18 protein-coding genes and 3 pseudogenes are annotated in these 21,050 nt (G+C 70.2%); 14 read left to right on the top strand and 7 right to left on the bottom strand.

What is annotated here, in order from left to right; genetic code table 11:
* Window positions 1-11 precede the first annotated feature (11 nt).
* Together rtcR and ACHMXE_RS16435 are read right to left on the bottom strand one after the other, a co-directional pair.
* Window positions 12-1,623: pseudogene (gene rtcR, locus ACHMXE_RS16430) on the bottom strand (RNA repair transcriptional activator RtcR).
* 10 nt (window positions 1,624-1,633) lie between these two features.
* Window positions 1,634-2,002 carry a hypothetical protein gene (locus ACHMXE_RS16435; protein ID WP_395350229.1) on the bottom strand — a complete coding sequence of 123 codons (369 nt, stop codon included), beginning with the start codon at window positions 2,000-2,002 and terminating at the stop codon, window positions 1,634-1,636.
* Between the two features lie 318 nt (window positions 2,003-2,320).
* On the opposite strand from ACHMXE_RS16435, the gene ACHMXE_RS16440 reads away from it, so the two are divergent.
* From ACHMXE_RS16440 to rtcA, 6 genes are all read left to right on the top strand, one after another.
* Entirely contained in the window at window positions 2,321-3,472 is a 1,152-nt protein-coding gene (locus ACHMXE_RS16440) for a slipin family protein (RefSeq protein WP_203202807.1), read from the top strand.
* A 146-nt stretch (window positions 3,473-3,618) separates the two neighbouring features.
* Window positions 3,619-4,845, top strand: coding sequence for an RtcB family protein (locus ACHMXE_RS16445; protein ID WP_395350230.1), 1,227 nt, complete (start codon window positions 3,619-3,621; stop codon window positions 4,843-4,845).
* 59 nt (window positions 4,846-4,904) lie between these two features.
* Window positions 4,905-5,822, top strand: coding sequence for a zinc-ribbon domain containing protein (locus tag ACHMXE_RS16450; RefSeq protein ID WP_395350231.1), 918 nt, complete (start codon window positions 4,905-4,907; stop codon window positions 5,820-5,822).
* Window positions 5,819-6,496, top strand: coding sequence for a hypothetical protein (locus ACHMXE_RS16455; protein WP_395350232.1), 678 nt, complete (start codon window positions 5,819-5,821; stop codon window positions 6,494-6,496). Before ACHMXE_RS16450 ends, ACHMXE_RS16455 begins: the two co-directional genes overlap by 4 nt.
* 27 nt (window positions 6,497-6,523) lie before the next feature.
* Complete coding sequence (locus tag ACHMXE_RS16460) at window positions 6,524-7,405, top strand: nucleotidyltransferase domain-containing protein (protein ID WP_395350233.1); 882 nt, start codon at window positions 6,524-6,526, stop codon at window positions 7,403-7,405.
* Between the two features lie 66 nt (window positions 7,406-7,471).
* Window positions 7,472-8,560: an RNA 3'-terminal phosphate cyclase gene (gene rtcA / locus ACHMXE_RS16465; protein ID WP_395350234.1), complete on the top strand. Its 1,089-nt coding sequence runs from the start codon at window positions 7,472-7,474 to the stop codon at window positions 8,558-8,560.
* Window positions 8,561-8,569: 9 nt separating this feature from the next.
* On the opposite strand, the gene ACHMXE_RS16470 is transcribed toward rtcA, so the two are convergent.
* On the bottom strand, window positions 8,570-9,019 hold the full coding sequence (locus ACHMXE_RS16470; protein WP_057596600.1) for a MarR family winged helix-turn-helix transcriptional regulator: 450 nt from the start codon (window positions 9,017-9,019) through the stop codon (window positions 8,570-8,572).
* A gap of 73 nt (window positions 9,020-9,092) precedes the next feature.
* On the opposite strand from ACHMXE_RS16470, the gene ACHMXE_RS16475 reads away from it, so the two are divergent.
* The 6 genes and pseudogenes from ACHMXE_RS16475 to ACHMXE_RS16500 all read left to right on the top strand — a co-directional run bounded on the left by ACHMXE_RS16475 (window position 9,093) and on the right by ACHMXE_RS16500 (window position 15,252).
* Window positions 9,093-10,079, top strand: coding sequence for a Bug family tripartite tricarboxylate transporter substrate binding protein (locus ACHMXE_RS16475; protein WP_395350235.1), 987 nt, complete (start codon window positions 9,093-9,095; stop codon window positions 10,077-10,079).
* 7 nt (window positions 10,080-10,086) lie between these two features.
* The gene (locus ACHMXE_RS16480) at window positions 10,087-11,058 is read left to right on the top strand and encodes an amidohydrolase family protein (protein WP_395350237.1); all 972 of its coding nucleotides are present in this window, start codon (window positions 10,087-10,089) and stop codon (window positions 11,056-11,058) included.
* Window position 11,059: 1 nt separating this feature from the next.
* Window positions 11,060-12,281, top strand: a pseudogene (locus tag ACHMXE_RS16485) (3-hydroxybenzoate 6-monooxygenase).
* Window positions 12,278-13,687, top strand: coding sequence for an MFS transporter (locus ACHMXE_RS16490; protein WP_395350238.1), 1,410 nt, complete (start codon window positions 12,278-12,280; stop codon window positions 13,685-13,687). Before ACHMXE_RS16485 ends, ACHMXE_RS16490 begins: the two are co-directional and overlap by 4 nt.
* The gene (locus ACHMXE_RS16495; protein WP_395350239.1) at window positions 13,684-14,094 is read left to right on the top strand and encodes a DoxX family protein; all 411 of its coding nucleotides are present in this window, start codon (window positions 13,684-13,686) and stop codon (window positions 14,092-14,094) included. Before ACHMXE_RS16490 ends, ACHMXE_RS16495 begins: the two co-directional genes overlap by 4 nt.
* 96 nt (window positions 14,095-14,190) lie before the next feature.
* Window positions 14,191-15,252 (top strand): maleylacetate reductase, encoded by a 1,062-nt coding sequence (locus ACHMXE_RS16500; protein ID WP_395350240.1) that lies wholly within the window; start codon window positions 14,191-14,193, stop codon window positions 15,250-15,252.
* A 100-nt stretch (window positions 15,253-15,352) separates the two neighbouring features.
* On the opposite strand, the gene ACHMXE_RS16505 is transcribed toward ACHMXE_RS16500, so the two are convergent.
* Both ACHMXE_RS16505 and ACHMXE_RS16510 read right to left on the bottom strand, forming a co-directional pair.
* Window positions 15,353-15,814: a hypothetical protein gene (locus ACHMXE_RS16505; protein WP_395350241.1), complete on the bottom strand. Its 462-nt coding sequence runs from the start codon at window positions 15,812-15,814 to the stop codon at window positions 15,353-15,355.
* Between the two features lie 168 nt (window positions 15,815-15,982).
* Window positions 15,983-17,627: pseudogene (locus ACHMXE_RS16510) on the bottom strand (adenylate/guanylate cyclase domain-containing protein).
* 53 nt (window positions 17,628-17,680) lie between these two features.
* On the opposite strand from ACHMXE_RS16510, the gene ACHMXE_RS16515 reads away from it, so the two are divergent.
* Entirely contained in the window at window positions 17,681-18,427 is a 747-nt protein-coding gene (locus ACHMXE_RS16515; protein ID WP_395350242.1) for a Crp/Fnr family transcriptional regulator, read from the top strand.
* A 12-nt stretch (window positions 18,428-18,439) separates the two neighbouring features.
* On the opposite strand, the gene ACHMXE_RS16520 is transcribed toward ACHMXE_RS16515, so the two are convergent.
* Entirely contained in the window at window positions 18,440-18,904 is a 465-nt protein-coding gene (locus tag ACHMXE_RS16520; RefSeq protein ID WP_203202794.1) for a DoxX family protein, read from the bottom strand.
* Between the two features lie 152 nt (window positions 18,905-19,056).
* On the bottom strand, window positions 19,057-19,989 hold the full coding sequence (locus ACHMXE_RS16525) for a LysR family transcriptional regulator (RefSeq protein WP_093347507.1): 933 nt from the start codon (window positions 19,987-19,989) through the stop codon (window positions 19,057-19,059).
* Between the two features lie 166 nt (window positions 19,990-20,155).
* On the opposite strand from ACHMXE_RS16525, the gene ACHMXE_RS16530 reads away from it, so the two are divergent.
* A complete protein-coding gene (locus ACHMXE_RS16530; protein ID WP_395350244.1) occupies window positions 20,156-21,031 on the top strand; it encodes an intradiol ring-cleavage dioxygenase in 876 nt (291 codons plus the stop codon).
* Window positions 21,032-21,050 lie beyond the last annotated feature (19 nt).

Genomic DNA, 21,050 nt, shown 5'->3' on the forward strand with positions numbered 1-21,050 from the left:
AGGATAGCCGCTCAGGTGCCGGCGACGAGGCCCCATTCGAGCCCGAACTTGCCAAGGTACTTGCGCAACCGATCCGCATCGTTCACCACGCTGCGCTGCGCCCGCGAGGCCTGGAACAGCTGCCTTCCGGCCTCCGACAGGCTGCGCGACTTCCGGCACACGCGCAGTACGGCCTCGAGTTGCAGCCGGTCGAAGAGGTCGAGCGAGGCGGCGCGCTCCTCGCCGAGCAGCGCGTCGAGGTCGGCGGCCTGCGATTCGCCCGCGAACGGCGCCGGCTGCGCGCGTTTCCACAGCCAGCGCAGTCGCGCGATCTCGGCCTCGACCAGCGCGACCGGGATGCGCCCGCCGTCGGCCAGCGTGGCCAGCCGCGTGACGCTGGCCGAGAGGTCGCGGAAGTTGCCGCTCCACGGCGCCTCGGGGCTCTGGGCGAAGCGCAGATAGGCGGCGCGCGCCTCGGCGTTGAAGCGCACCACGCGGTGGTTCTCGGCCGCATGCAGCGCCAGCAGGTGGTCGACGTTGGGCTCGATGTCCTCGGGGCGCTGCGCGAGGCCCGGCAGGTCGTAGGTCCAGAGGTTGATGCGCGCGAACAGGTCTTCGCGAAAGCGCCCCTCGGCCACGTCGCTGCGCAGGTCGCGGTTGGTGCCGGCGATGAGCTGGAAATCACTCTCGACCTCCTTGTCGGCGCCCACGGGGAAGAAGCGCTTCTCCTCGATCGCCTTGAGCAGCATGGCCTGCTCGTCGAGGCCCAGCTCGCCGATCTCGTCGAGGAAGAGCACGCCCTGGTGTGCGGTGCGCAGCAGGCCGGCGCGCTCGCTCGCGGCGCCGGTGAACGAGCCCTTCTTGTGGCCGAACAGCGTGGAGGCGGCGCCGTCGCCGCGCAGGGTGGCGCAGTTGACCTCGACGAAAGCGCCCGTGGCCTGGTGGCGCGACTGCTTGAGCTCGAACATGCGCCGCGCGAGGAAGGACTTGCCCGCGCCCGTCGGTCCCACCAGCAGGATCGGCGCGCGCGCAGCGCACCGCCACGCGCTCGATCTCGTCGATCAGTGCGTTGAAACGCGCATTGCGCGTGGCGATGCCGCTCTTGAGGAAGGCGACCGCGTCGCGCTGCTCGGCGTCGAAGCGGCGCGCGATGACGTCGTAGCGCGAGAGGTCGAGGTCGATCAGCACGCACTTGCCGGCCTCGCCCTCGCGCTGGCGCCGCGGCGGCGAGGTCTGCGCCAGCACGCCGGGGATGGTGCGCGACTCCGACAGCAGGAACATGCAAATCTGCGCGACGTGGGTGCCGGTGGTGATGTGCGACCAGTACTGCTCGCGCTCGGTGTCGAAGGGATAGGCGCGCGCCCAGTCGTACAGGCGCGAGTAGACCTCGCCGAAATCCCACGGGTCGGCCAGCTCCATCGGCACCAGGTTGACCGTGGTCTCGGGCGACACGGCCGCGATGTCGGCCTTGACGAGCTCGGCCAACGTCTTGTGCTTGAGCGTGTAGAGCAGCTCCATGCGCGTCACCACCATGTCCTCGTGCTGCGCGAGCGAGACGGTGGGGCGCCATTTGCTCCAGCGGCCGGCGCCCTGGCCGGCGTCGAGCTGGGTGCCGAGGAAGCCGATGACGACGATGGGTTTCATGGATAAGAAACTAGCTGAATTTATAAATATGTCTGAATGCTAGCCGCATGGGCGGCGAGGTGTCAAAGAAGGGCAAGAAGTTTTCCCAAGGAATATCAATGACTTGCGCGCTTCGGGCCGCTCCTTGCCGCGGATTGCCGCAACCTGGCACGCGGCCTGCAAAGAAGAACCCGTCCGGATGCAGTTCATCCGCTCGCAGGTACCGCATGAAAGCGGTCCGGTGCCGCAGGCCAGACCTGTCTTGGGTCGGCGGTATGCCGCTGTTGAACTGCCTGGCGACTGGACTCGATCCAGTTTGCTCATGGTTGAGCACCGTGTGGATCACATGGCGTTGCGGGTTCGATTCCCGCGAAAAACCCGGCGGTGCGTGCACCGCCATCTGATGGGGCGAAAGCCCCCCGCCCCGGCACACCGGAGCGATGGCGCAGGGCCCCGGTTCTGCGGCGCGCGACACCGTGCCAAGCGCAGGCGGCTTGCGCACCGTGCGTGCGTCAGGGGAACTGCGCGCGGCCATCGACGGCGAGGACGGTGAGGAGGGCGTTGCGATCGCGACGACAGGAGTCACCACCGGACCGCGCGAGCGCCGCGCTGCAGCCCCTGGCGACCGCAAGGCCCGCCGCCTGCCCTTTCGAGGGTCTGGATTCATTGCCGAGAACAAGACGACGAAACGAACGACAAGCGAAGAAGGAGAGAAGAAATGTTGGGCTTCCACCAGATCACCGTCAAGAAGAACGAGCGCGCACTGCTGCTGCGCAACGGCGACTTCGAGCAACTGCTCGGCCCGGGAAAGCACCGCGTGTTCGCAGGCTTCGATACCGTGAAGCTGGAGCGCTTCGCGCTCGGCGAGCCGGTGTTCGAGCACGAGCTGGCCGACTATTTCCTGGCGCGCGAGCCCGAACTGGTGGCACGCGAGTTCGTGCAGGTTTCCTTGGGCGAGACGCAGGTGGGCCTGCGCCACGAGGACGGTGTGCTGGTGCAGATCCTGCCGCCCGCAACGCGCAAGCTGTACTGGCGCGGGTTGCGCGAGCAGCGCGTCGACGTGGTCGACGTGGCGGTCGATGCGCGCCTGCCGGCCGATCTGCTGGCGAAGCTGCAGAGCGTGGCGCTGCGTCCGCGTGCGGTGCAGGGTCTCGAAGGCGTGCTGCTGGTGCAGGTGCCCGAGTTCCACGTCGGCGTGCTGACGCTCGAAGGGCAGATGCAGGCGCTGCTGCCGGCGGGCAACCACGGCTTCTGGCGTTTCAACCGCCAGGTGGCGGTGAGCTGCATCGACCTGCGTTCGCAGATCGCGGAGGTGAGCGGCCAGGAGATCCTGACCCGCGACAAGGTGGGGCTGCGGCTGAACCTGTCGGCGGTGTGGCGCTTCGCCGACGTGCGGCAGGCCCTGGCCCAGATGCCGAAGCCGGCCGAGCACGTGTACCGCGAATTGCAGTTCGGTTTGCGCGCCGCGGTGGGCGAACAGACGCTCGATGCGCTGCTGGAGAACAAGGCGGCCATCGATCAGACGGTGCTGGCGCAAGTGCGCGAACGGCTCGAGGGTTCGGGTGTCGTGCTCGAGAGCGTGGGCGTGAAGGACATCATCCTGCCGGGCGAGATGAAGACCATCCTCGCGCAGGTGGTGGAGGCCGAGAAATCGGCTCAGGCCAACGTGATCCGCCGCCGCGAGGAAACCGCGGCCACGCGCTCGCTGCTGAACACCGCGAAGGTGATGGAGGGCAACCCTGTCGCGTTGCGGATGAAGGAACTCGAGACGCTGGAACGCGTGGCCGAGCGGATCGACAAGATCTCGGTGGTCGGCGGCCTGGACCAGGTGCTCAACGGGCTCGTGACGCTGCGGCCGAACGGGGCTTGAGCGACGGGAGATCAGGGGCAAGGGCACGTAGGCACCGAAGGGAGCGCCACTGCCAAGGCCACTGGCCGCAGGCCGAGGGCGAAGCCGGGCAATCCCGCCGTGTCCACCACAATGATCGTGAAGAACAGATAGACGGAGAGAAAAAAATGAAACAACAGAACTACGACCTGCACGAAGTGACCAACGGCGTGCCCGTGAAGATGTGGACCCGCGGCGTGCCCGTGGAAGACGAAGCGCGCAAGCAGCTCGAGAACGCCGCGCGCCTGCCGATCGTGTTCAAGCACATCGCGGCCATGCCCGACGTGCACTACGGCATCGGCGCGACCGTGGGTTCGGTGATCCCGACCTTCAAGGCCATCATCCCGGCCGCGGTGGGCGTGGACATCGGTTGCGGAATGATGGCGTGCAAGACCACGCTGCATGCCAACGACCTGCCCGACAACCTGGGCCCGCTGCGCTCGGCGATCGAGAAGGCCGTGCCGCACGGCTCGAATCCCAAGCGCATGGGCCGCGACAAGGGCTCGTGGGAAACGCCGCCCGACGAAACCGACGCTGCCTGGGCCAAGCTGGTGGATGAGTTCGATGCGATCTGCGAGGACTACCCGCGCATCAAGAACACGAACAACCACAAGCACCTGGGAACGCTGGGTACGGGCAACCACTTCATCGAGGTCTGCCTCGACGAGGCGGGTTCGGTGTGGTTCATGCTGCACTCGGGTTCGCGTGGCGTGGGCAACGCGATCGGCACGCACTTCATCGAACTCGCGAAGAAGGATGCCGAGCAGCACCAGCGCAACCTGCCCGACCAGGACCTGGCGTACTTCGAAGAAGGCGCCCGTTACTTCGGCGATTACGTGCGCGCGGTGGGCTGGGCCCAGAAGTTCGCGCGTGCGAACCGCGAGGTGATGATGCAGCGCGTGGTCGCGGCCGCGCGCAAGGTCATCGCGAAGCCCTTCGAGGCGCATGTGGAAGCGGTGAACTGCCACCACAACTACGTGAGCCGCGAAACGCACTTCGGCGAGGACGTGCTCGTGACCCGCAAGGGCGCGGTGAGCGCGCAGGCCGGCGAGCTCGGAATCATTCCCGGCAGCATGGGCGCCAAGAGCTACATCGTGCGCGGCAAGGGCAACCCCGAGAGCTTCATGAGCTGCAGCCACGGCGCCGGTCGAAAGATGAGCCGTACCAAGGCGAAGAAGCTGTTCACGATCGCCGACCAGATCGCCGCGACCGAAGGCGTGGAGTGCCGCAAGGACGCCGACGTGATCGACGAGATCCCGATGGCCTACAAGGACATCGACGCGGTGATGGAGGCGCAGAAGGACCTGGTGGAGGTGGTCTACACGCTCAAGCAGGTGGTGTGCGTGAAGGGTTAGCGCAAGGAGGTCGTCCCGATCGGCCTCCTTTTTCAGAGAGACTGGACGAGGACGACGAGATGAAGAGCAACAAGCAACGCCGCGCCGAGATCCGCGGCCGCCGCCTCGAGCGCGCGGCGCGCATCGAGGCGCAACTGCGGCTGCCCGACCAGCGGCACCTGCTGTCGCGGCGCGCGCCGGGCCTGGAGCCCGCCGACGTGGCGGTGCTGGCACGCCACAACAACACCTACGGCGCGCTGCCCACCTACTACGTCGACCGCGCCTTCACCTGCCGCGACTGCGGTGCCGAGCAGGTGTGGACGGCGAAGCAGCAGAAGTGGTGGTACGAGACGATGCACGCCAACATCGACAGCCGCGCGGTGCGCTGCCTGCCATGCCGGCGGGCGCTGCGCGCGGCGCGGTCCGCCTCGCGCGACGGCGAGGGCGCGAACCTGCTCGGCGAGATGTCGCAACGGCTGCGCGCGTTCGCCGACGCACCCGCAACGCCCGCGGCACGCGAGGAAGTCGACGCCGCGCTCGAGAGCAAATGGTGGGGCCTGCGCACGCTGGCGATCGAGGCACTGGGACGCTGGGGTTCGGCAGCCGATCTCGCGCGCCTGCGCGCGCTGGTCGATGCCTGGCAACCGTCATGGAACAGCTGGGAGCGACAGGGTGCGCAGGTGGCCGTCGAGGCCTTGGCCGCGAAGCTGCGCCATCCGGTCGACGAGGACTGGGCCCTCGAAGCCTGCCTGCGCGGCCATGCGAGCCCGTGGAACTGGCGTGCCTTCCTGGCCGCCATTCCGTCGGCGCGCCTCGCGGCATGCGGCGAGGCGGAGTTCGCGCGGCGCGGCGACGGGCATCATCGGCTGTTGCGGTGGCTGGCGTTGGCGCATTGCCTGGGACGCGTGCCCGGGCCGGCGCAGATCGCGGCTTTGAACGCCCATGCGGACAAGGAGGTCCGCCAGTGGGCCCAACGATTCGGGAGCAAGCCGGAATGAGCGCATCGAAGGACGAGGTCGTGCCGATGGCATCGGGGGAGGCGGCGGCGCACGACGCGCTGCGCGCCACGCTGCAGCGCGTGGGCGTGGTGTTCGAGTTCAGCGTCTGCCGCGTGGCCGGCGAGGCACCGGCCGTGGGCGAAGCGCATCACCGCGAGGTGCTGCGGCGGCTGGGCGAGGAAACGATGGCGCGGGCCGAACGCCACTGGCGCGAGGCCATGGAAAAGAACCCGTCCCTGCAGCCGGCCAGCTTCGATGCGCAACGGGCCTTCGACGTGGCGAGCGCAAGCGCGACGCGGCTCGATGCGGCGGCGGTGATCGCCGCCGACAGCTATCCATCGAACCATCGCATCGCGCACACGCGCGAGCTCGACGAGGTGGACTGGTTCGAGTGGCTCTGCCAGGCCTTCGACGATCCGCCGTATCCGTTGACGGTGGCCGACGAAGCCGAGCGTGCCGCGCTGTTCCCGCGCTTCTGCGAGGCCATCGGGCTGCTGCCGGACGAAGGCCTCGTGCTGCTTGACTGGGTCGGCGATCCGGAGCGCGAGCCCGAGCGCAGCACGTGGAGCGCGTATTTCGAGGACGGCAAGGAGTGGTGGGGCATCTGGTGCTTCACCGTGTGGAATCCGCGGCGTGGCACGCTGGCCGCGGTGATGGCGAGCACGACGGACTGAATGACGAACGACAGGGAAAGGACAACGATGAAACCGCAACGACATGAAGAAGAAGAACGCATCCGCTCGGCCCACCCGGTCGAGCCCGTGATGCGCGCGCAGATCATGGAGGAACTCGCCGCCATCGAGGCGCGGCACGAGGTCACGGTGCTGTTCGCCTGCGAATCGGGCAGCCGCGGCTGGGGCTTCGCCTCGCCCGACAGCGACTACGACGTGCGCTTCATCTACGTGAACCGCCTGCCGTGGTATCTGACGGTGACGCCGCGGCGCGACGTGATCGAGCTGCCGATCAGCGGCGATCTCGACATCAACGGCTGGGACCTGCGCAAGGCGCTGGGGCTGATGCGCGAGTCGAACCCGACGCTGCTCGAGTGGCTGCGCTCGCCGATCGTCTACCGCGAGGACGCGCAGGCGATGCCGCGCTTTCGCGCGCTGTCGGAGGCGGTGTTCTCCAATGCGCGCGGCTGGCATCACTACGCCTCGATGGCGAAGAAGAACTTCCGCGAGCACCTGCAGGCCGACACGGTGCGCTACAAGAAGTACCTCTACGTGCTGCGCCCGCTGCTGGCCGCGCGCTGGATCCGCATGCGGCCCGGCGTGCCGCCGATGCGCTTCGCCGATCTCGCGCAGCACACGCTCGATGCGGTGCGCGACGCCGCGCTGATCGACGAGATCAACGCGCTGCTCGAGGTGAAGATGCGCGCCGGCGAGGCCGCGACCAGTCCGCGTTGGCCGGGCATCCATGCCTTCATCGAGGCGGAGCTGGCCGCGCATGCGGCCGAGCCCGTGACGGCGCTGCCGCCGGCCGATGCGTCGGGGCTCGATGCCTTCCTGAGCGACACGGTGCTGCGTTTCGGGGGCGGCGATGCGAAGCGCGCGGTGCGCCACGAGTCGCAGGGTTGCGGCTGAGGACGCGGCAAGGACAACGGGGAACAGGGGCGCGCGAGGACCGCGCCCACTACGAGAAGAACAGCCATGAAAGAAGAAGAAATCCAACGAGAACCGGCGCCTGCGGCGCCGTTGCAGGCCGTCTTGCTCGACGGCTCCCAAGGCGAGGGCGGCGGCCAGATCCTGCGCACCAGCCTCGCGCTGTCGATGGTCACGGGCCGGCCCATGGCCATCGAGAAGATTCGCGCCGGCCGTGCCAAGCCGGGCCTGATGCGCCAGCACCTCGCGTGCGTGAATGCGGCGGCCGCCATCAGCGGCGCGGCCGTCGAGGGCGCCGAACTCGGTTCGCAGTCGCTGCGCTTCGCGCCGGGCCCGGTGCGCGCGGGCGAGTACCGCTTCGCGATCTCGGGCGCGGGCAGCTGCATGCTGGTGCTGCAGACCGTGCTGCCGCCGCTGCTGCTGGCGGGTGCTGCGAGTCGGCTGCACCTGAGCGGCGGCACGCACAACCCGATGGCGCCGCCGTTCCATTTCCTCGAGCGGGCCTTCGCGCCGCTGGTGCGCCGCCTCGGCGCCGACCTGCGACTGCAGCTGCGCCGCCATGGCTTCTATCCGGCCGGCGGTGGCGAGGTCGAGGCCGAGATCGTGCCGGCGGCCGGCGCGCTGCAGCCCTTCGACCTGCTCTCGCGCGGCGAGGCGCTGGAGCGCCATGCCGAGTGCCTGGCGCCGGGCATCGCGCGCCATGTGATGACGCGCGAGCTCGAGACCCTGGGCGCGGCGATGGGCTGGACCGGCGAGCAGCTGCGCTACGGCGCCACGCGGCAGAACGAAGGGCCGGGCAATGCGCTGATCGCGACGCTTGCGCATGCCGAGGTGACCGAGGTGTTCACGGCCTTCGGCGAGAAGACGCTGAGCGCCGAGCAGGTGGCGCATGCGCTGGTGAAGGAGCTGCGCGGCTTCCTCAGGAGCGAGGCGGCGGTCGGTCCGCACCTGGCCGACCAGCTCGCGTTGCTGCTGGCGCTGGCGAGCTGGCAGAGCGGCCGCGGCGCGGCGTTCACCTGCAGCGAGGTGACCGAGCACACGCGCACCAACTGCGCGGTGATCGAGCGCTTCCTGCCGGTGCGCTTCGCGATCGCGCAGGCGCGCGCGGCCTCGACGGTGCGCGTCGAACCGGCCTGAGCCGGCGCCTCAGGCCAGCGGCGTCGCGTTCGCGTACAGCCGCAGCAGCATCGCGCGCAGGGTCTTCACCTCGGCCGGGCTGAAGTCGGAGATCGCGACCGCCTCGTAGTGCTGCGCGAGCGGGATCAGCTCGAGCGTGAGCGCGAGCCCGCGCTCGGTCAGCGCGATGCGCACCGCGCGCTTGTCGGTGTCGCACTTCTCCCGCATCACCAGCTCGTTGGCCGCCAGCCGGTCGACGATGCGCGACAGCGCCGACAGGTCGGTCGAGGCATGCGTCGCCAGCTCCGAGAGCGTCTGGCGCGGCGTGTGCTGCAGCGAGGCGCACACGCGCCACTCGCTGAGGCTCAGCCCATAGGGCTTGAGGGCCTTGGCGAAGGCATTGCCCATGCGCGCGCCGGCGCGTGCCAGCAGGAAGGGAATGGCCTTCTCGAGGTCGTGTTCTTGGCTCAGGGTTTTCATCTAGACATGCTTGATTGTTCAAGTATATAGTCCGCCCACTTATTTGAATAATCAAGTAAATGGAGACAAGAAGATGAGCCTCGGACACTCGCGCAGGCACGCCGTCGCGGCCCTGCTGGCCCTCGTTTCGGCGCTGCCGGCGGCGCAGGCGCAGACGGCCACGAAATGGCCGGCCCAGGCCGTGCGCTTCATCGTGCCGTTCCCGGCCGGCTCGGCGCCCGACGTGCTGATACGCCTCGTGGGCGCGAAGCTCGGCGAGAAGTGGGGGCAGGGCGTGATCGTCGACAACAGGCCCGGCGGCAGTGGCGTGATCGGCATGAACGGCATCCTCGCCGCGCCCGCCGACGGCTACAGCTTCGGCTTCGTGCAGGGCTCGGCGATCTCGGTGGCGCCGAGCACGATCAAGGGCGTGAGCTACGACTTCAACCGCGACTTCGTGCCGGTCACGCTCGCGGCGGTGGCGCCCTTCATGCTCGCGGTGCCCGGCAACTCGCCGCACAAGACGCTGGCCGACTTCATCGCGGCCGCGCGCGCCAGGCCGCAGGGCGTCGAGGTGGCCGACAACGGCCGCGGCACGGCGCCCCACCTGGCCTCGGCGCTGCTCGGGCTGCAGTCGGGCGCGCAGTTCCTCGAGGTGCACTACCCGGGCGGCGCGCAGGCGATGCAGGCCACGCTCGGCGGCCAGACCCAGATGATGGTCGAGACCTACAACGTGGTCGCGGGCAACGTGCAGGGCGGCCGCATGCGCATCCTGGCCAGCATGGGCGACCGCGTGGAGCCCGGCCTCGAGGCCTTCCCGCTCGCGAGCAGGACCGTGCCCGGTGCGGTGGCGCACGGCTGGTTCGCGGTGATCGCGAAGAAGGGCGTCGACGCGCAGGTGCTCGCGAAGCTCAACAAGGACATGAACGAGGCGCTGCTGCTGCCCGAGGTGGTCGCCAAGTCGCGCGAGCTCGGCACCTATCCGCGCCCCGGCACGCCCGAACAACTGGCGCGCTACATCGCCGAGGACCGCAAGACCTGGCAGGACGTGCTCGACAAGCTGAACATCAAACCGGAGTGAACACCCCATGAAAGACAAGATTGCGCTCGAAGAGCATTTCGCGATCGACCTGACGATCGCCGACTCGCAGGTCTATGCACGGCCCGAGGTGTGGCAGACGCTCAGGAGCAACCTGCTCGACTTCGAGCAGCAGCGCCTCGAGCAGATGGACCAGTGGGGCACGGCCTTCTCGATCCTCTCGCTGAACTCGCCCGCGGTGCAGGGCATTCCCGACGCGACGCGCGCGGTGGAAGTCGCGAAGCGCGCCAACGACGTGCTGGCCGAGCAGGTGCGCCGCCATCCCGCGCGCTTCGGCGGCTTCGCGGCGCTGCCACTGCAGGACCCCGAGGCCGCGGCGCGCGAACTCGAGCGCTGCGTGAAGGAACTGGGCTTCCACGGCTTCCTGGTCAACGGCTTCTCGCAGGTGGGCGACGAGCAGACGGTCGTCTATTACGACGATCCGCGCTTCGCCGATTTCTGGCGCGCCGCCGCGGCGCTGGGCAAGCCCTTCTACATGCATCCGCGCGACCCGCTGCTGCCGCGCGAGCCGATCTACGAAGGCGCGCACTGGCTCACCGGCCCGACCTGGGCCTTCGCGGTGGAGACCGGCATCCATGCGCTGCGCCTGCTGTCGAGCGGCCTGTTCGACCGTCATCCCGAGCTGCAGATGATCCTCGGCCACTTCGGCGAGGGCATCCCGTTCAACATCTGGCGCGTCGACCACATCCTGCGCAAGGGCCGCCGCGGCATGCCTTGCGACAAGGAGATCGGCGACTACCTGCGCAGCAACGTGCACATCACGACCAGCGGCAACTTCCGCACGCCCACCCTGCTGTCGACCCTGCTCGAGGTGGGATCGGACCGCATCATGTATTCGGTCGACTATCCGTTCGAGAAGCACGAGGACGCGGCGCGCTGGTTCGACCGCTGCGAGATCAGCGAGAACGACCGCCGCAAGATCGGCCGCGACAACGCGCGCCGGCTGTTCGGGCTGAACTGAGATGGGCGCTGCGAAAGACACACGGCCGGTGCTGGTGGCCGGCGGCGGCATCGGCGGGCTGGCGGCGGCGCTCGCGCTGGTGCGCGAGGGTTATCGCGTCAAGGTGATCGAGCAGGCCGGCCAGATCGGCGAGATCGGCGCCGGCATCCAGCTGAGCCCCGAACGCCTTCGCGGCCTGCGATGCGCTCGGCGTGGGCGCGCAGCTGCGCGCCAAGGCGGTCTACACCGACGAGATGGTGATGTTCGACGCGCTCGATGCGCGGCGCGTGGCCGGCATCTCGCTGGCCGACGCGTTCCGCGAGCGCTTCGGCAATCCCTATGCGGTGATCCATCGCGCCGACATCCATGGCGCGCTGCTCGACGGCGTTCAATCGGCGCGCGATGGGCAGATCGAGTTCCTGACCTCGACCAGGGGCGTGAAGATCGAGCAGGACGCCGAGGGCGTGACCTTGATCGACGCACAGGGCGGGCGCCACGAAGGGCAGGCGCTGATCGGCTGCGACGGCGTGCGGTCGGTGGTGCGCCAGCAGTACGTGGGCGACGGCATCCGCGTGTCGGGCCATGTGGTGTTCCGCGCGGTGGTCGACACGGCCGAGTTCCCCGAGGCGCTGCGCTTCACCGCGCCGTGCATCTGGGTCGGCCCCAACTGCCACCTGGTGCACTACCCGCTCAAGGGCGGCGACAAGTTCAACCTGGCCGCCACCTTCCACAGCGACCGGCCCGAGGAATGGGGCTCGATGGACGGCGACCCGGCCGAGCTGCTGCGCTTCTTCGCCGGCACCTGCGAGCGGGTGCAGCAGATCCTGCGCGTGCCCAAGGCCTGGAAGCGCTACTCGACCGCCGACCGCAACCCGATCGAGCAATGGACCTTCGGCCGCGCCACCCTGCTGGGCGATGCCGCGCACCCCATGGTGCAGTACCTCGCGCAGGGCGCCTGCACGGCCTGCGAGGACGCGGTCACGCTCGGCCTCGCGCTGCGCCGCGAGCAGGGCGACTGGCCACGCGCGCTCGCGCTGTACGAGCGTTCGCGCGTGGCGCGCACCGCGCGCGTGGTGCTGTCGGCGCGCGAGATGGGGCGCATCTATCACGCCAAGGGAGTGGAGCGGCAGGTGCGCAACAGCATGTGGAAGGGCCGGCCGCAGGAGCGCTTCTACGACGCGCTCGAATGGCTCTACGGCTGGAGCGCCGAGCACTGCCTGGATCTCGACGAGGCGGTCGCGTGAGAGCCATCGCCGAATCCGCGGGCACGGGCGGCGCCGCCGAAGTGCGCGCGCCGATAGACATCCCCGCGCTGATCGACAGCCATCCGGTCAGCAGCTTCCAGCGCTGGATCCTGGTGCTGGTGGGCTGCGCGGTGGTGATGGACGGCTTCGACGTGCAGGCGATGGGCTTCGTGGCGCCCGCGATCGTGCACGAATGGGGCATCGAGAAGGCCGCGCTGGGCCCGGTGTTCGGCGCCGGCCTGCTGGGCATGCTGGTCGGCTCGCTGGTGCTGAGCATCTGCGCCGACCGCTTCGGCCGCCGGCCGGTGCTGATCGCGGCCACGGTGTTCTTCGCGCTGTGCATGCTTGCCACCACGGGGGTCCACACGCTGGGCCAGCTGCTCGCGATGCGCTTCGTCACCGGCATCGGGCTGGGCGGCATCATGGCCAACGCCAGCGCGCTGGCCAGCGAGTACAGCCCGCACCGGCGGCGCGTGACGCTGATGATGTGGGTCTCGTGTGGCTTCACCGGCGGCGCGGTGCTCGGCGGCGCGATCAGCGCGCTGCTGCTGCCGCTGGGCGGCTGGCGCGCGGTGTTCGTGTTCGGCGGCGTGGTGCCGCTGGTGATCGCCGCGCTGATGCTGCGCTACATGCCCGAGTCGATGCAGTTCCTGGTGCTTCGCGGGCGCCGGCTCGACCGGGTGCAGCAGTGGCTGCGCCACATCGCGCCCGGCGTGCCGGTGGATGCCGCCAGCCGCTACGTGGTGCACGAGGCGAAGCAGGACGGCGCGCCGGTGGCCGAGCTGTTCCGCGGCGGCCGCGCGCGCGCCACGCTGCTGTTGTGGGGCATCAACTTCCTCAACCTGCTGAACCTGTTCTTCCTCGCCAACTGGCTGCCCACGCTGGCGGTCGACGCGGGCTACAGCGCGAACGTGGCGGTGGCCGCCGGCACGCTGCTGCAGGTGGGCGGCGTGGTGGGCACGGTGGCGATGGGGCCGCTGATCGACCGCGTGGGCTTCTATCGCGTGCTGGTGCCGGTGTTCGCGCTCGCGGTGCTGACCATCGCGCTGATCGGCCAGCCCGCGCTGCCGCTCGCGGCCATGCTGGCGGCGGTGGTGGTCAGCGGCTTCTGCATCGTCGGCGCGCAGCCGGCGCTGATCGCGCTGGCCTCGAGCGTCTATCCGACCACGGTGCGCGCCACCGGCATGGGCTGGAGCCTCGGCATCGGCCGCGCGGGTTCGATCGCGGGGCCGCTGGTGGCGGGCTGGCTGATCGGGATGCACTGGTCGAACGGCGCGCTGTTCGTGGCGGCGGCGCTGCCCGCGCTGCTGTCGTGCGCGATGGTGTTCTGCATGGGGCGCACGGGATTCGGAAAAAGTAACAACGGCAACAACGGCGCGGCGACGCGCGAAGGAGAAAAGACATGACGACGGCAACGGTGGGTGCGCGCGAGGGCGGCGCAGCGGTGGTGGCGGCCCGCGTGCTGATGGCCGCGATCTTCCTGATCGCGGGCACGCGCAAGCTCATGACCTATGGCGCCACGCTCGGCTATTTCGCCAAGCTCGGCATCCCGCTGCCCGACGTGGTGCTGCCGCTGACCATCGCGCTCGAGATCGGCGGCGGCCTGCTGCTGGTCGCGGGCTGGCGCGTGAAGTGGGTGGCGGGTGCGCTCGCGCTCTTCACCATCGCCACCGCCTTCGCGGCCCATGCCTTCTGGTCGGCCGACGCGGCGCAGTTCAATGCGCAGCTCAACAACTTCCTCAAGAACGTGGCGATGGTGGGCGGCTTCCTGGTGCTGATCGTGCAGGCCCGCGCCACGAGCACTGTGCGCTGAGCGGAAAACTGCTTTCCGTTCGCGGCGTGGCAGCGCGCGCGGGCGCGCGGGAGACTCGCGGCGGGCGCCTCGCGCCCTGAAAAGAAAGCCCGACCCATGACCATTTCCTCCTTCGTCTACAACAGCGCGCCCCAGCGCGTGGTCTTCGGTGCCGGCGCGCTGCGGCACCTGGCGCGCGAGATCGAGGCGCTCGGCGCGCGCCGCGCGCTGGTGCTGTCCACGCCCGAGCAGCGGCCGCAGGCCGAGCGCATCGCCGCCCTGCTCGGCGACCATGCGGCCGGCGTGTTCGACCGCGCCGTGATGCACGTGCCGATCGAGACCGCGCGCGAGGCGCGCGAGGTGGCGCGACGGCTCGATGCCGATTGCGCCGTGGCCATCGGCGGCGGCTCGACCACCGGCCTGGGCAAGGCGATCGCGCTCGATTCGGGACTGCCGATCCTCGCCATTCCCACCACCTATGCGGGCTCCGAGATGACGCCGATCTACGGCATCACCGAGGCCGGCCTCAAGAAGACCGGCAAGGACGCGCGCGTGCTGCCGCGCACCGTGATCTACGACCCCGAGCTCACGCTGAGCCTGCCGGTGGCGATGAGCGTGACCAGCGGCATCAACGCCATCGCGCACGCGGCCGAGGGCCTGTACGCGGTCGATGCCAATCCGATCATGGACCTGATGGCGGTGGAGGGCATCGCCGCGCTGGGCCGAGCGCTGCCCGTGCTGCGCACCTCGGCCCAGGACCTGGCGGCGCGCGGCGACGCGCTGTACGGCGCATGGCTGTGCGGCACCGTGCTCGGCAACGTCGGCATGGCGCTGCATCACAAGCTCTGCCACACGCTCGGCGGCAGCTTCAACCTGCCGCATGCCGAGACCCACACCATCGTGCTGCCGCATGCGCTGGCCTACAACGCCGCGGCGGCGCCGCGCGCCATGGAGCGCATCGCCGGTGCGCTCGGCGGCCGCAGCGCGGCGCAGGCCGTGTACGAGCTCGCGCGGGACAACGGCGCGCCGGTGGCGCTGCGCGACATCGGCATGAAGGAAGCCGACCTCGACGTGGCCTGCGCGCATGCGCTGCAGAACCAGTATCCGAATCCGCGTCCGCTGGAGCGCGATGCGATCCGCGCGCTGCTGCAGAACGCCTGGGAAGGCGCGCGGCCCTGAACGGCCGCTTTTCTCCTCTACCCAAAAAGAAGAAGGGCGCGAAGGTCCCGCCGTGCTGGCGGGACCTTCGCGCCCTTCGCGCGAGGTCCGAGTGCGGCGCTCAGTTCGCGGCCGCTTCGCCGCCCGCGGGCTGCGTGCTGGCCACCGAGGGCACGGCCTGCAACTGCTTCACTTCGGCCAGGTAGGCCGGGCTGTTGCGCAGGCGTTCGTAGGCGGCCGTGCGTTGGCGGAAATCGGGGTTGGTGCTGTCGATGCCGTCGATGCGCGCGTACTGGTTGAGGCCGGCGCGGGTCCACAGCGCGAGGTCGGCCTTCACTTCGGCGCGGCTCAGCGCGCCCGCGGCCACGTTCTCGCCGGCGGTGCTGCCGACCCATGCTTCCTGCGGTGCCTGGGCCACGGTCTTCGAACGGTCCAGGTCGGCGCGCACGTCGGTGCGGCTCAGCGCGCTGCCGGTGGTGGCGATCGGCGCGCCCACCCAGGCTTCGGCCGGCACGGTCTGGGCCGAGGCGGCGCCGGCTGCGAGTGCGAAAGCGGAGAGGGCGATGAGTTGCTTGGTGTTCATGATGGGAGTCCCTTCGGATGTCGGTGTGGGCGGCGGACATTCGTCGTTGCCACGGGATGCAGTGTGAAACCGCATCGTGGTTCGCGCTGTGCGTTTGCGCACCGCTTTCGATTGATCGCGAGGGGGCCGTGAACCCCACGGGCAGTCGGGAGAAACGGGGACGAAGGCTCAGGCCGTTCGCACCGCGTACAGCACCGCCAGCGGCTCGGTGCGCCCGCGCACCGCGAGCATCTCGGGCTCGCCGAGTGTCTCGGCCGCGCCGGCCTGCTGCGCGGCGAACAGCGAGAGCACCAGCCGCGCCGAGGCCTTCTTCGAATGGTCCTGCAGCCGGCTCGCGGTGTTGACCACCTCGCCGATCGCGGTGAAGGTGGTGGTCTCGAGGTAGCCGACCTCGCCGACCGCGGCGCGGCCCGCATGCAAGCCCATGCCGAAGTCCAGCCGCTGGCCGAACTGGGCCTCGAAGCCCTCGCTCCAGGCGTCCATGCGCTCGCCGATCAGCGCGGTGGCGCGCAGCGCCTGGCGGCAGGCGGTGGCGAGGTCGGTCTCGAGGCCGAAGATCGCCATCACGCTGTCGCCGATGAACTGGTTGGGCACACCGCCGGCCTCGCGCACCGCGGCGCCGACGGTGGCGAAGTAGCGGTCGAGCACGTAGGCGAGGTCGAAGGGCCACTGGCGCTCCGACAGCCCCGACCAGCGCCGCAGGTCGACGAACAGGATCGCCACGTCGCGCTCGTGGCCGAAGCTGCCCACGGGCGCGGGCCGGCCCTCGTTGGGGCGCGGCGCGAACAGCGGCGTGACCTCGATGTCGCCGCGCGGGCGCAGCTGGCAGGCCAGGCGCACGTCGGCCGGCGCGCGCACGCGTTCGAGCGTGCGCTGCTCGTCGCGGCCCGGCGGGTCGACGTGGCCGGCGGGCCCGTTCACGCGCACGCGGCAGGTCGAGCAGCGCGCGCGGCCCCCGCAGGCCGACAGGTGGGCGATGCCGTGCGAGCGGCTGGCCTCGAGCACGCTCCAGCCGCGCGGCACGTGCACCGTGCGCTCGGGGTAGCGCAGCGCGATGGAGGGCCGGCCCGACCAGCGGTAGAAGGCCGTGCGGCCCCAGCGCGCGAGCAGCAGCGCGGCCAGCGCCAGCGCATAGAAGAGCTTGATGTTGCGCTCGATCGCGCCGAGCGCGCGCGACTGCTCGGCCGTGGGCACGGCCGTCGGCGGCACGCCGGTCCACTGGAACTCGCGCCCCATCGAGACGAAGCCCACGGCGGCCATCAGCGGCAGCACGACGGCGATGGCCAGCAGCAGGTGCGAGAAGCGGCGGTACCAGGGCTGCACGCGCAGCGCGAAGTGCAGGCCCAGGCAGCCGTGCACCCAGGCCGCGAGCATCAGCGCGAACTGCGCGCTCGCGCCCGGCAGGTCCCACAGGCCCCAGACCACCGCGCGCGTACGAGCCCTCGATACCGTAGACGGTGTAGGCGCCGCGCATCGCCGTCAGGTGCGTGGCCAGCAGCAGCGGCAGCGAGAAGCCCAGCAGCACGCGCAGGCCCTCGAGCGGCGGCATGCGCAGCGTGCGCCGCTCCCACAGCGCGACCACGGCCAGCGCCAGGTGCGCCAGCGCGGCGCCATACAGCAGCAGGGTGCCGGGCAGGCTGTGCCAGAAGGCGCGCAACGCGTCGAGCAGCGCCTCGGCCCGGGCGAAGGAGGCGATGCCCAGCGCGTGGTTGAGCAGGTGCAGCGTGACGTAGGCCATCAGCACGATCCCGCTGGCCCAGCGCAGGTTGCGCCGCGTGGGCGTTCTCAGGGCGGACGGGGAACGTCTGTGCATGCGGCGGGTCGGAAGGGCACCCGAGCATAATGCGCGGCGCCCACCGACCCGGCATGGCCTCCACCACACCTTCCCCGTCTTCCTCCCCGGCTCCGGCCGCTCCGCGCTCCAGCCTCGCGCTGCGCCAGATCGTGCTGTTCGCGGGGCTGTCCGAGCAGCGGCTCGACCAGCTCGCGCAGCAGTGCCTGTGGCACAGCGTGGCGGCCGGCAAGCCGCTGCTGCTGCGCGCCGAGCAGCAGGGCGAGGTGTTCCTGCTGGTCTCGGGCCGCGTGCGCGTGACCACCTATTCGGCCAACGGCCGCCAGGTGACCTTCCGCGACTCCGAGGCCGGCGAGCATTTCGGCGACATCGCCGCCATCGACGGCGGGCCGCGCTCGGCCGACGTGGTCACGCTCGAACCCTGCGTGGTCGCCAGCCTCGACCGCAACGCCTTCCTGGCCCTGCTGCGCGACGAGCCGCTGGTGGCCGAGCGCGTGATGCAGCGGCTGGCCGCGCTGGTGCGTCAGCTCAGCGAACGCGTGATCGACCTGAGCACCCTGGGCGTGCAGAACCGGCTGCATGCCGAGCTGCTGCGGCTGGCGCGCGGCGCCGGCTTCGACGGCAACCAGGCGCGGCTCGAACCCGCGCCGCGCCATGCGGCCCTGGCCAGCCAGATCAGCACCAACCGCGAGCAGGTCACGCGCGAGCTCAATGCGCTGGTGCGCAGCGGCGTGCTGCGCAAGGACGGCCGGGCGCTGGTGCTGGAAGATGCCGGCCGGCTCGAACGCATGGTCGCCCAGGTGCGCGGCGACGCGCCCTGAGCCTGCGCGCGATCAGTTCCAGCGGCCGGTCGTGCCGCCCACGCTGAAGCGGCCAGCGCCCAGCAGCACCACGGCGAGCGCGCCGAACAGGTACAGGCCCTGCAACTCGAGCGCCCAGCCGCCCTGCTTGGTCAGCGCGAAGAAGTCGCCCATGTGCACCAGGCCGAAGGCGAACAGCATGTTGACCACGATCACGGCGGCCGCGGCGCGGGTCCAGAAGCCGGCGATCAGCAAGAGCGGCGCGACGATCTCGCCGACGTAGACCAGGTAGGCCAGGCCACCGGGCAGGCCGGCCTTGGCCAGCATGCCGCCGATGAAGCCGACGCCGGCCGAGAGCTTGAAGATGCCGTGCAGCAGCACGAGCACGCCGATGGCGACGCGCAGCAGCAGCTTGCCGGCATCGTCGCCGCTGGCGAGGTTGGGGGTGGCGAACGACGAAGCGATCGGCGCATGCGTGGTGGCGGCCTGGGTGTTCATGGCGGTTCCTCGAGCGGTCAGGATGGAAGAAGACAGTGCCCGCCCGCGGGATGCGGGCAGGTCCGTTTCCAGTGTGCGCAGGGGGCGGTGGGCCGGTCGGTGCGTTTACGCACTTTTTTTCGCGAAAGCCGGGCGGGGGCGGGTTCGGGGGATCAGCGGCCCAGGAAATGCCCGGTCCACTTGCGCTCGTAGTCCATCTTGTGGAAGTGCGCCGCCATGAAGTCGATGAAGCTGCGCACCTTGGCCGACAGGTGCTTGCGGCTCGGGTAGGCGAGGTTGATGCGCAGGTGCGGCAGGTCCCAATCGTCGAGCGTGGGCACCAGCCGGCCGGCCACGATGTCGTCGTAGACGATGTAGGTGGGCTGCACCAGGATCCCCATGCCGTCGAGCGCCGCGGCGCGCAGCACCTGGCCGTCGTTCGATTCGAGCAGTCCCTGCACCGACACCGTGCGGACCTCGCCGTCGCGGCCGGTGAAGCGCAGCTCGTTGGGGTTGTTGGCGTAGGTGTAGATCAAGAGCTTGTGCTGCTGCAGCTCCTCCAGCGTCTTCGGGAAGCCGTGCTGCGCGAAGTAGCGCGGCGAGGCCGCGAGGATGCGCCGCGTCTCGCCGAGGCGGCGGATCGTCACGTTGGAATCGGGCTCGTACTCGCGCGTGCGGATCGCCACGTCGATGTTGTTGTCGATCAGGTCGAAGTAGCGGTTGGCCGCCTCCACGTGCACCTTCACGCCGGGGTAGCGCTGGGTGTACTCGCGCAGCAGCGGCGCGATGTGGTGGATCGAGAACGACAGCGAGGCCGTGATGCGCAGCGTGCCCGTGGGCTGCAGCGCGGTGGCGTTGACGGCCGTCTCGGCATCGTCGAGGTCCGACAGGATGGTGCGCGCGCGGCCGCAGAACTCGCGGCCGGTGTCGGTCAGGTAGAGCCGGCGCGTGTTGCGCTCGACCAGCCGGGCCCCCAGCCGCGCCTCGAGCGCGCTCAGGTGGCGGCTCGCGGCCGCGTTCGACAGCCCCAGCGCCTCGGCGGCGCGGCTCAGGCTGCCGGCGTCGGCAATCTGCACGAGCAGGGCGATTTCGGTCCAGCGGTCCATGGGGCGTGTCTCCGGCGAGCGTCTTTTTCGGGCTGGGCGATTTTGTCCCAGGGGGTGGGTCGACCGTTCCGCTGGGCGGAAAAATCATTTGCGCCGAGGTGCTTTGCGCCCGCCGGTGTGCCGCCTAGAGTCGGGCGAACCCCTCGAACGAATGGAGACAGCCGCCATGCGCAATCTCAACCAGGACAACATCACCCAGGCCGTGCTCGCGCGCTTCGCCGACACCCCGAATCCGCGGCTGCACGAGATCGTGACCAGCCTGGTGCAGCACCTGCACGCCTTCGCGCGCGAGGTGAAGCTGACCGAGGCGGAGTGGAAGCAGGGCATCGACTACCTGACGGCCACGGGCCAGATGTGCGACGACACGCGCCAGGAATTCATCCTGCTGTCGGACGTGCTGGGGCTGTCGATGCTCACGATCGCGATGAACAACGACAAGCCCGCGGGCTGCACCGAAGCGACGGTGTTCGGCCCCTTCTACGTCGAGGGCGCCCCCGAGTACGCGCACGGCGACGACGTGGCCAACGGCGCGGCCGGCGAGCCCTGCGATGTCACCGTGACGGTGCGCGGCCTCGACGGCGCGCCGGTGGCCGGTGCCGTGGTCGACGTGTGGCAGGCCGACGCGGGCGGGCACTACGACGTGCAGCATCCCGAGCTCGGCCATGCCGAGAACCGCGGCCGCCTGCACACCGGGCCCGACGGCGCGCTGCATTTCCGCAGCGTGCTGGCCGAGGCCTACCCGATCCCGACCGACGGTCCGGTGGGCCAGTTGCTGGACGCCACGAAGCGCCATCCTTGGCGGCCCGCGCACCTGCACTTCATGATCCAGGCGCCGGGCTACGAGCGGCTCATCACCCACGTGTTCCGCGAGGGCGACCAGTGGCTCGATTCCGACGCGGTGTTCGCGGTGCGCGAATCGCTGGTGGCGCCGTGGACGCGGCAGGCCGACGGCCGCTGGCGGCTCGATTTCGACTTCGTGCTGAACCCGCTGGCGGCAGCGCCGGCGCGATCCGAACCGCGGGCCGCGGCGCAGCCGGCCTGAACGCACCCGAACCAGGAGA

Origin of the sequence: Variovorax sp. UC122_21, assembly GCF_044056785.1 — a bacterium.
Lineage (GTDB): Bacteria > Pseudomonadota > Gammaproteobacteria > Burkholderiales > Burkholderiaceae_C > Variovorax.

What these genes read in the sequence shown, in the direction of transcription:
- ACHMXE_RS16505 (WP_395350241.1), bottom strand. Translation starts at nt 15,814, where the DNA reads ATGAACACCAAGCAACTCATCGCCCTCTCCGCTTTCGCACTCGCAGCC.
- ACHMXE_RS16435 (WP_395350229.1), bottom strand. Translation starts at nt 2,002, where the DNA reads ATGGCGGTGCACGCACCGCCGGGTTTTTCGCGGGAATCGAACCCGCAA.
- ACHMXE_RS16460 (WP_395350233.1), top strand. Translation starts at nt 6,524, where the DNA reads ATGAAACCGCAACGACATGAAGAAGAAGAACGCATCCGCTCGGCCCAC.
- ACHMXE_RS16440 (WP_203202807.1), top strand. Translation starts at nt 2,321, where the DNA reads ATGTTGGGCTTCCACCAGATCACCGTCAAGAAGAACGAGCGCGCACTG.
- ACHMXE_RS16445 (WP_395350230.1), top strand. Translation starts at nt 3,619, where the DNA reads ATGAAACAACAGAACTACGACCTGCACGAAGTGACCAACGGCGTGCCC.
- ACHMXE_RS16470 (WP_057596600.1), bottom strand. Translation starts at nt 9,019, where the DNA reads ATGAAAACCCTGAGCCAAGAACACGACCTCGAGAAGGCCATTCCCTTC.
- ACHMXE_RS16525 (WP_093347507.1), bottom strand. Translation starts at nt 19,989, where the DNA reads ATGGACCGCTGGACCGAAATCGCCCTGCTCGTGCAGATTGCCGACGCC.
- ACHMXE_RS16455 (WP_395350232.1), top strand. Translation starts at nt 5,819, where the DNA reads ATGAGCGCATCGAAGGACGAGGTCGTGCCGATGGCATCGGGGGAGGCG.
- ACHMXE_RS16450 (WP_395350231.1), top strand. Translation starts at nt 4,905, where the DNA reads ATGAAGAGCAACAAGCAACGCCGCGCCGAGATCCGCGGCCGCCGCCTC.
- ACHMXE_RS16495 (WP_395350239.1), top strand. Translation starts at nt 13,684, where the DNA reads ATGACGACGGCAACGGTGGGTGCGCGCGAGGGCGGCGCAGCGGTGGTG.
- ACHMXE_RS16480 (WP_395350237.1), top strand. Translation starts at nt 10,087, where the DNA reads ATGAAAGACAAGATTGCGCTCGAAGAGCATTTCGCGATCGACCTGACG.
- ACHMXE_RS16530 (WP_395350244.1), top strand. Translation starts at nt 20,156, where the DNA reads ATGCGCAATCTCAACCAGGACAACATCACCCAGGCCGTGCTCGCGCGC.
- rtcA (WP_395350234.1), top strand. Translation starts at nt 7,472, where the DNA reads ATGAAAGAAGAAGAAATCCAACGAGAACCGGCGCCTGCGGCGCCGTTG.
- ACHMXE_RS16500 (WP_395350240.1), top strand. Translation starts at nt 14,191, where the DNA reads ATGACCATTTCCTCCTTCGTCTACAACAGCGCGCCCCAGCGCGTGGTC.
- ACHMXE_RS16515 (WP_395350242.1), top strand. Translation starts at nt 17,681, where the DNA reads ATGGCCTCCACCACACCTTCCCCGTCTTCCTCCCCGGCTCCGGCCGCT.
- ACHMXE_RS16475 (WP_395350235.1), top strand. Translation starts at nt 9,093, where the DNA reads ATGAGCCTCGGACACTCGCGCAGGCACGCCGTCGCGGCCCTGCTGGCC.
- ACHMXE_RS16520 (WP_203202794.1), bottom strand. Translation starts at nt 18,904, where the DNA reads ATGAACACCCAGGCCGCCACCACGCATGCGCCGATCGCTTCGTCGTTC.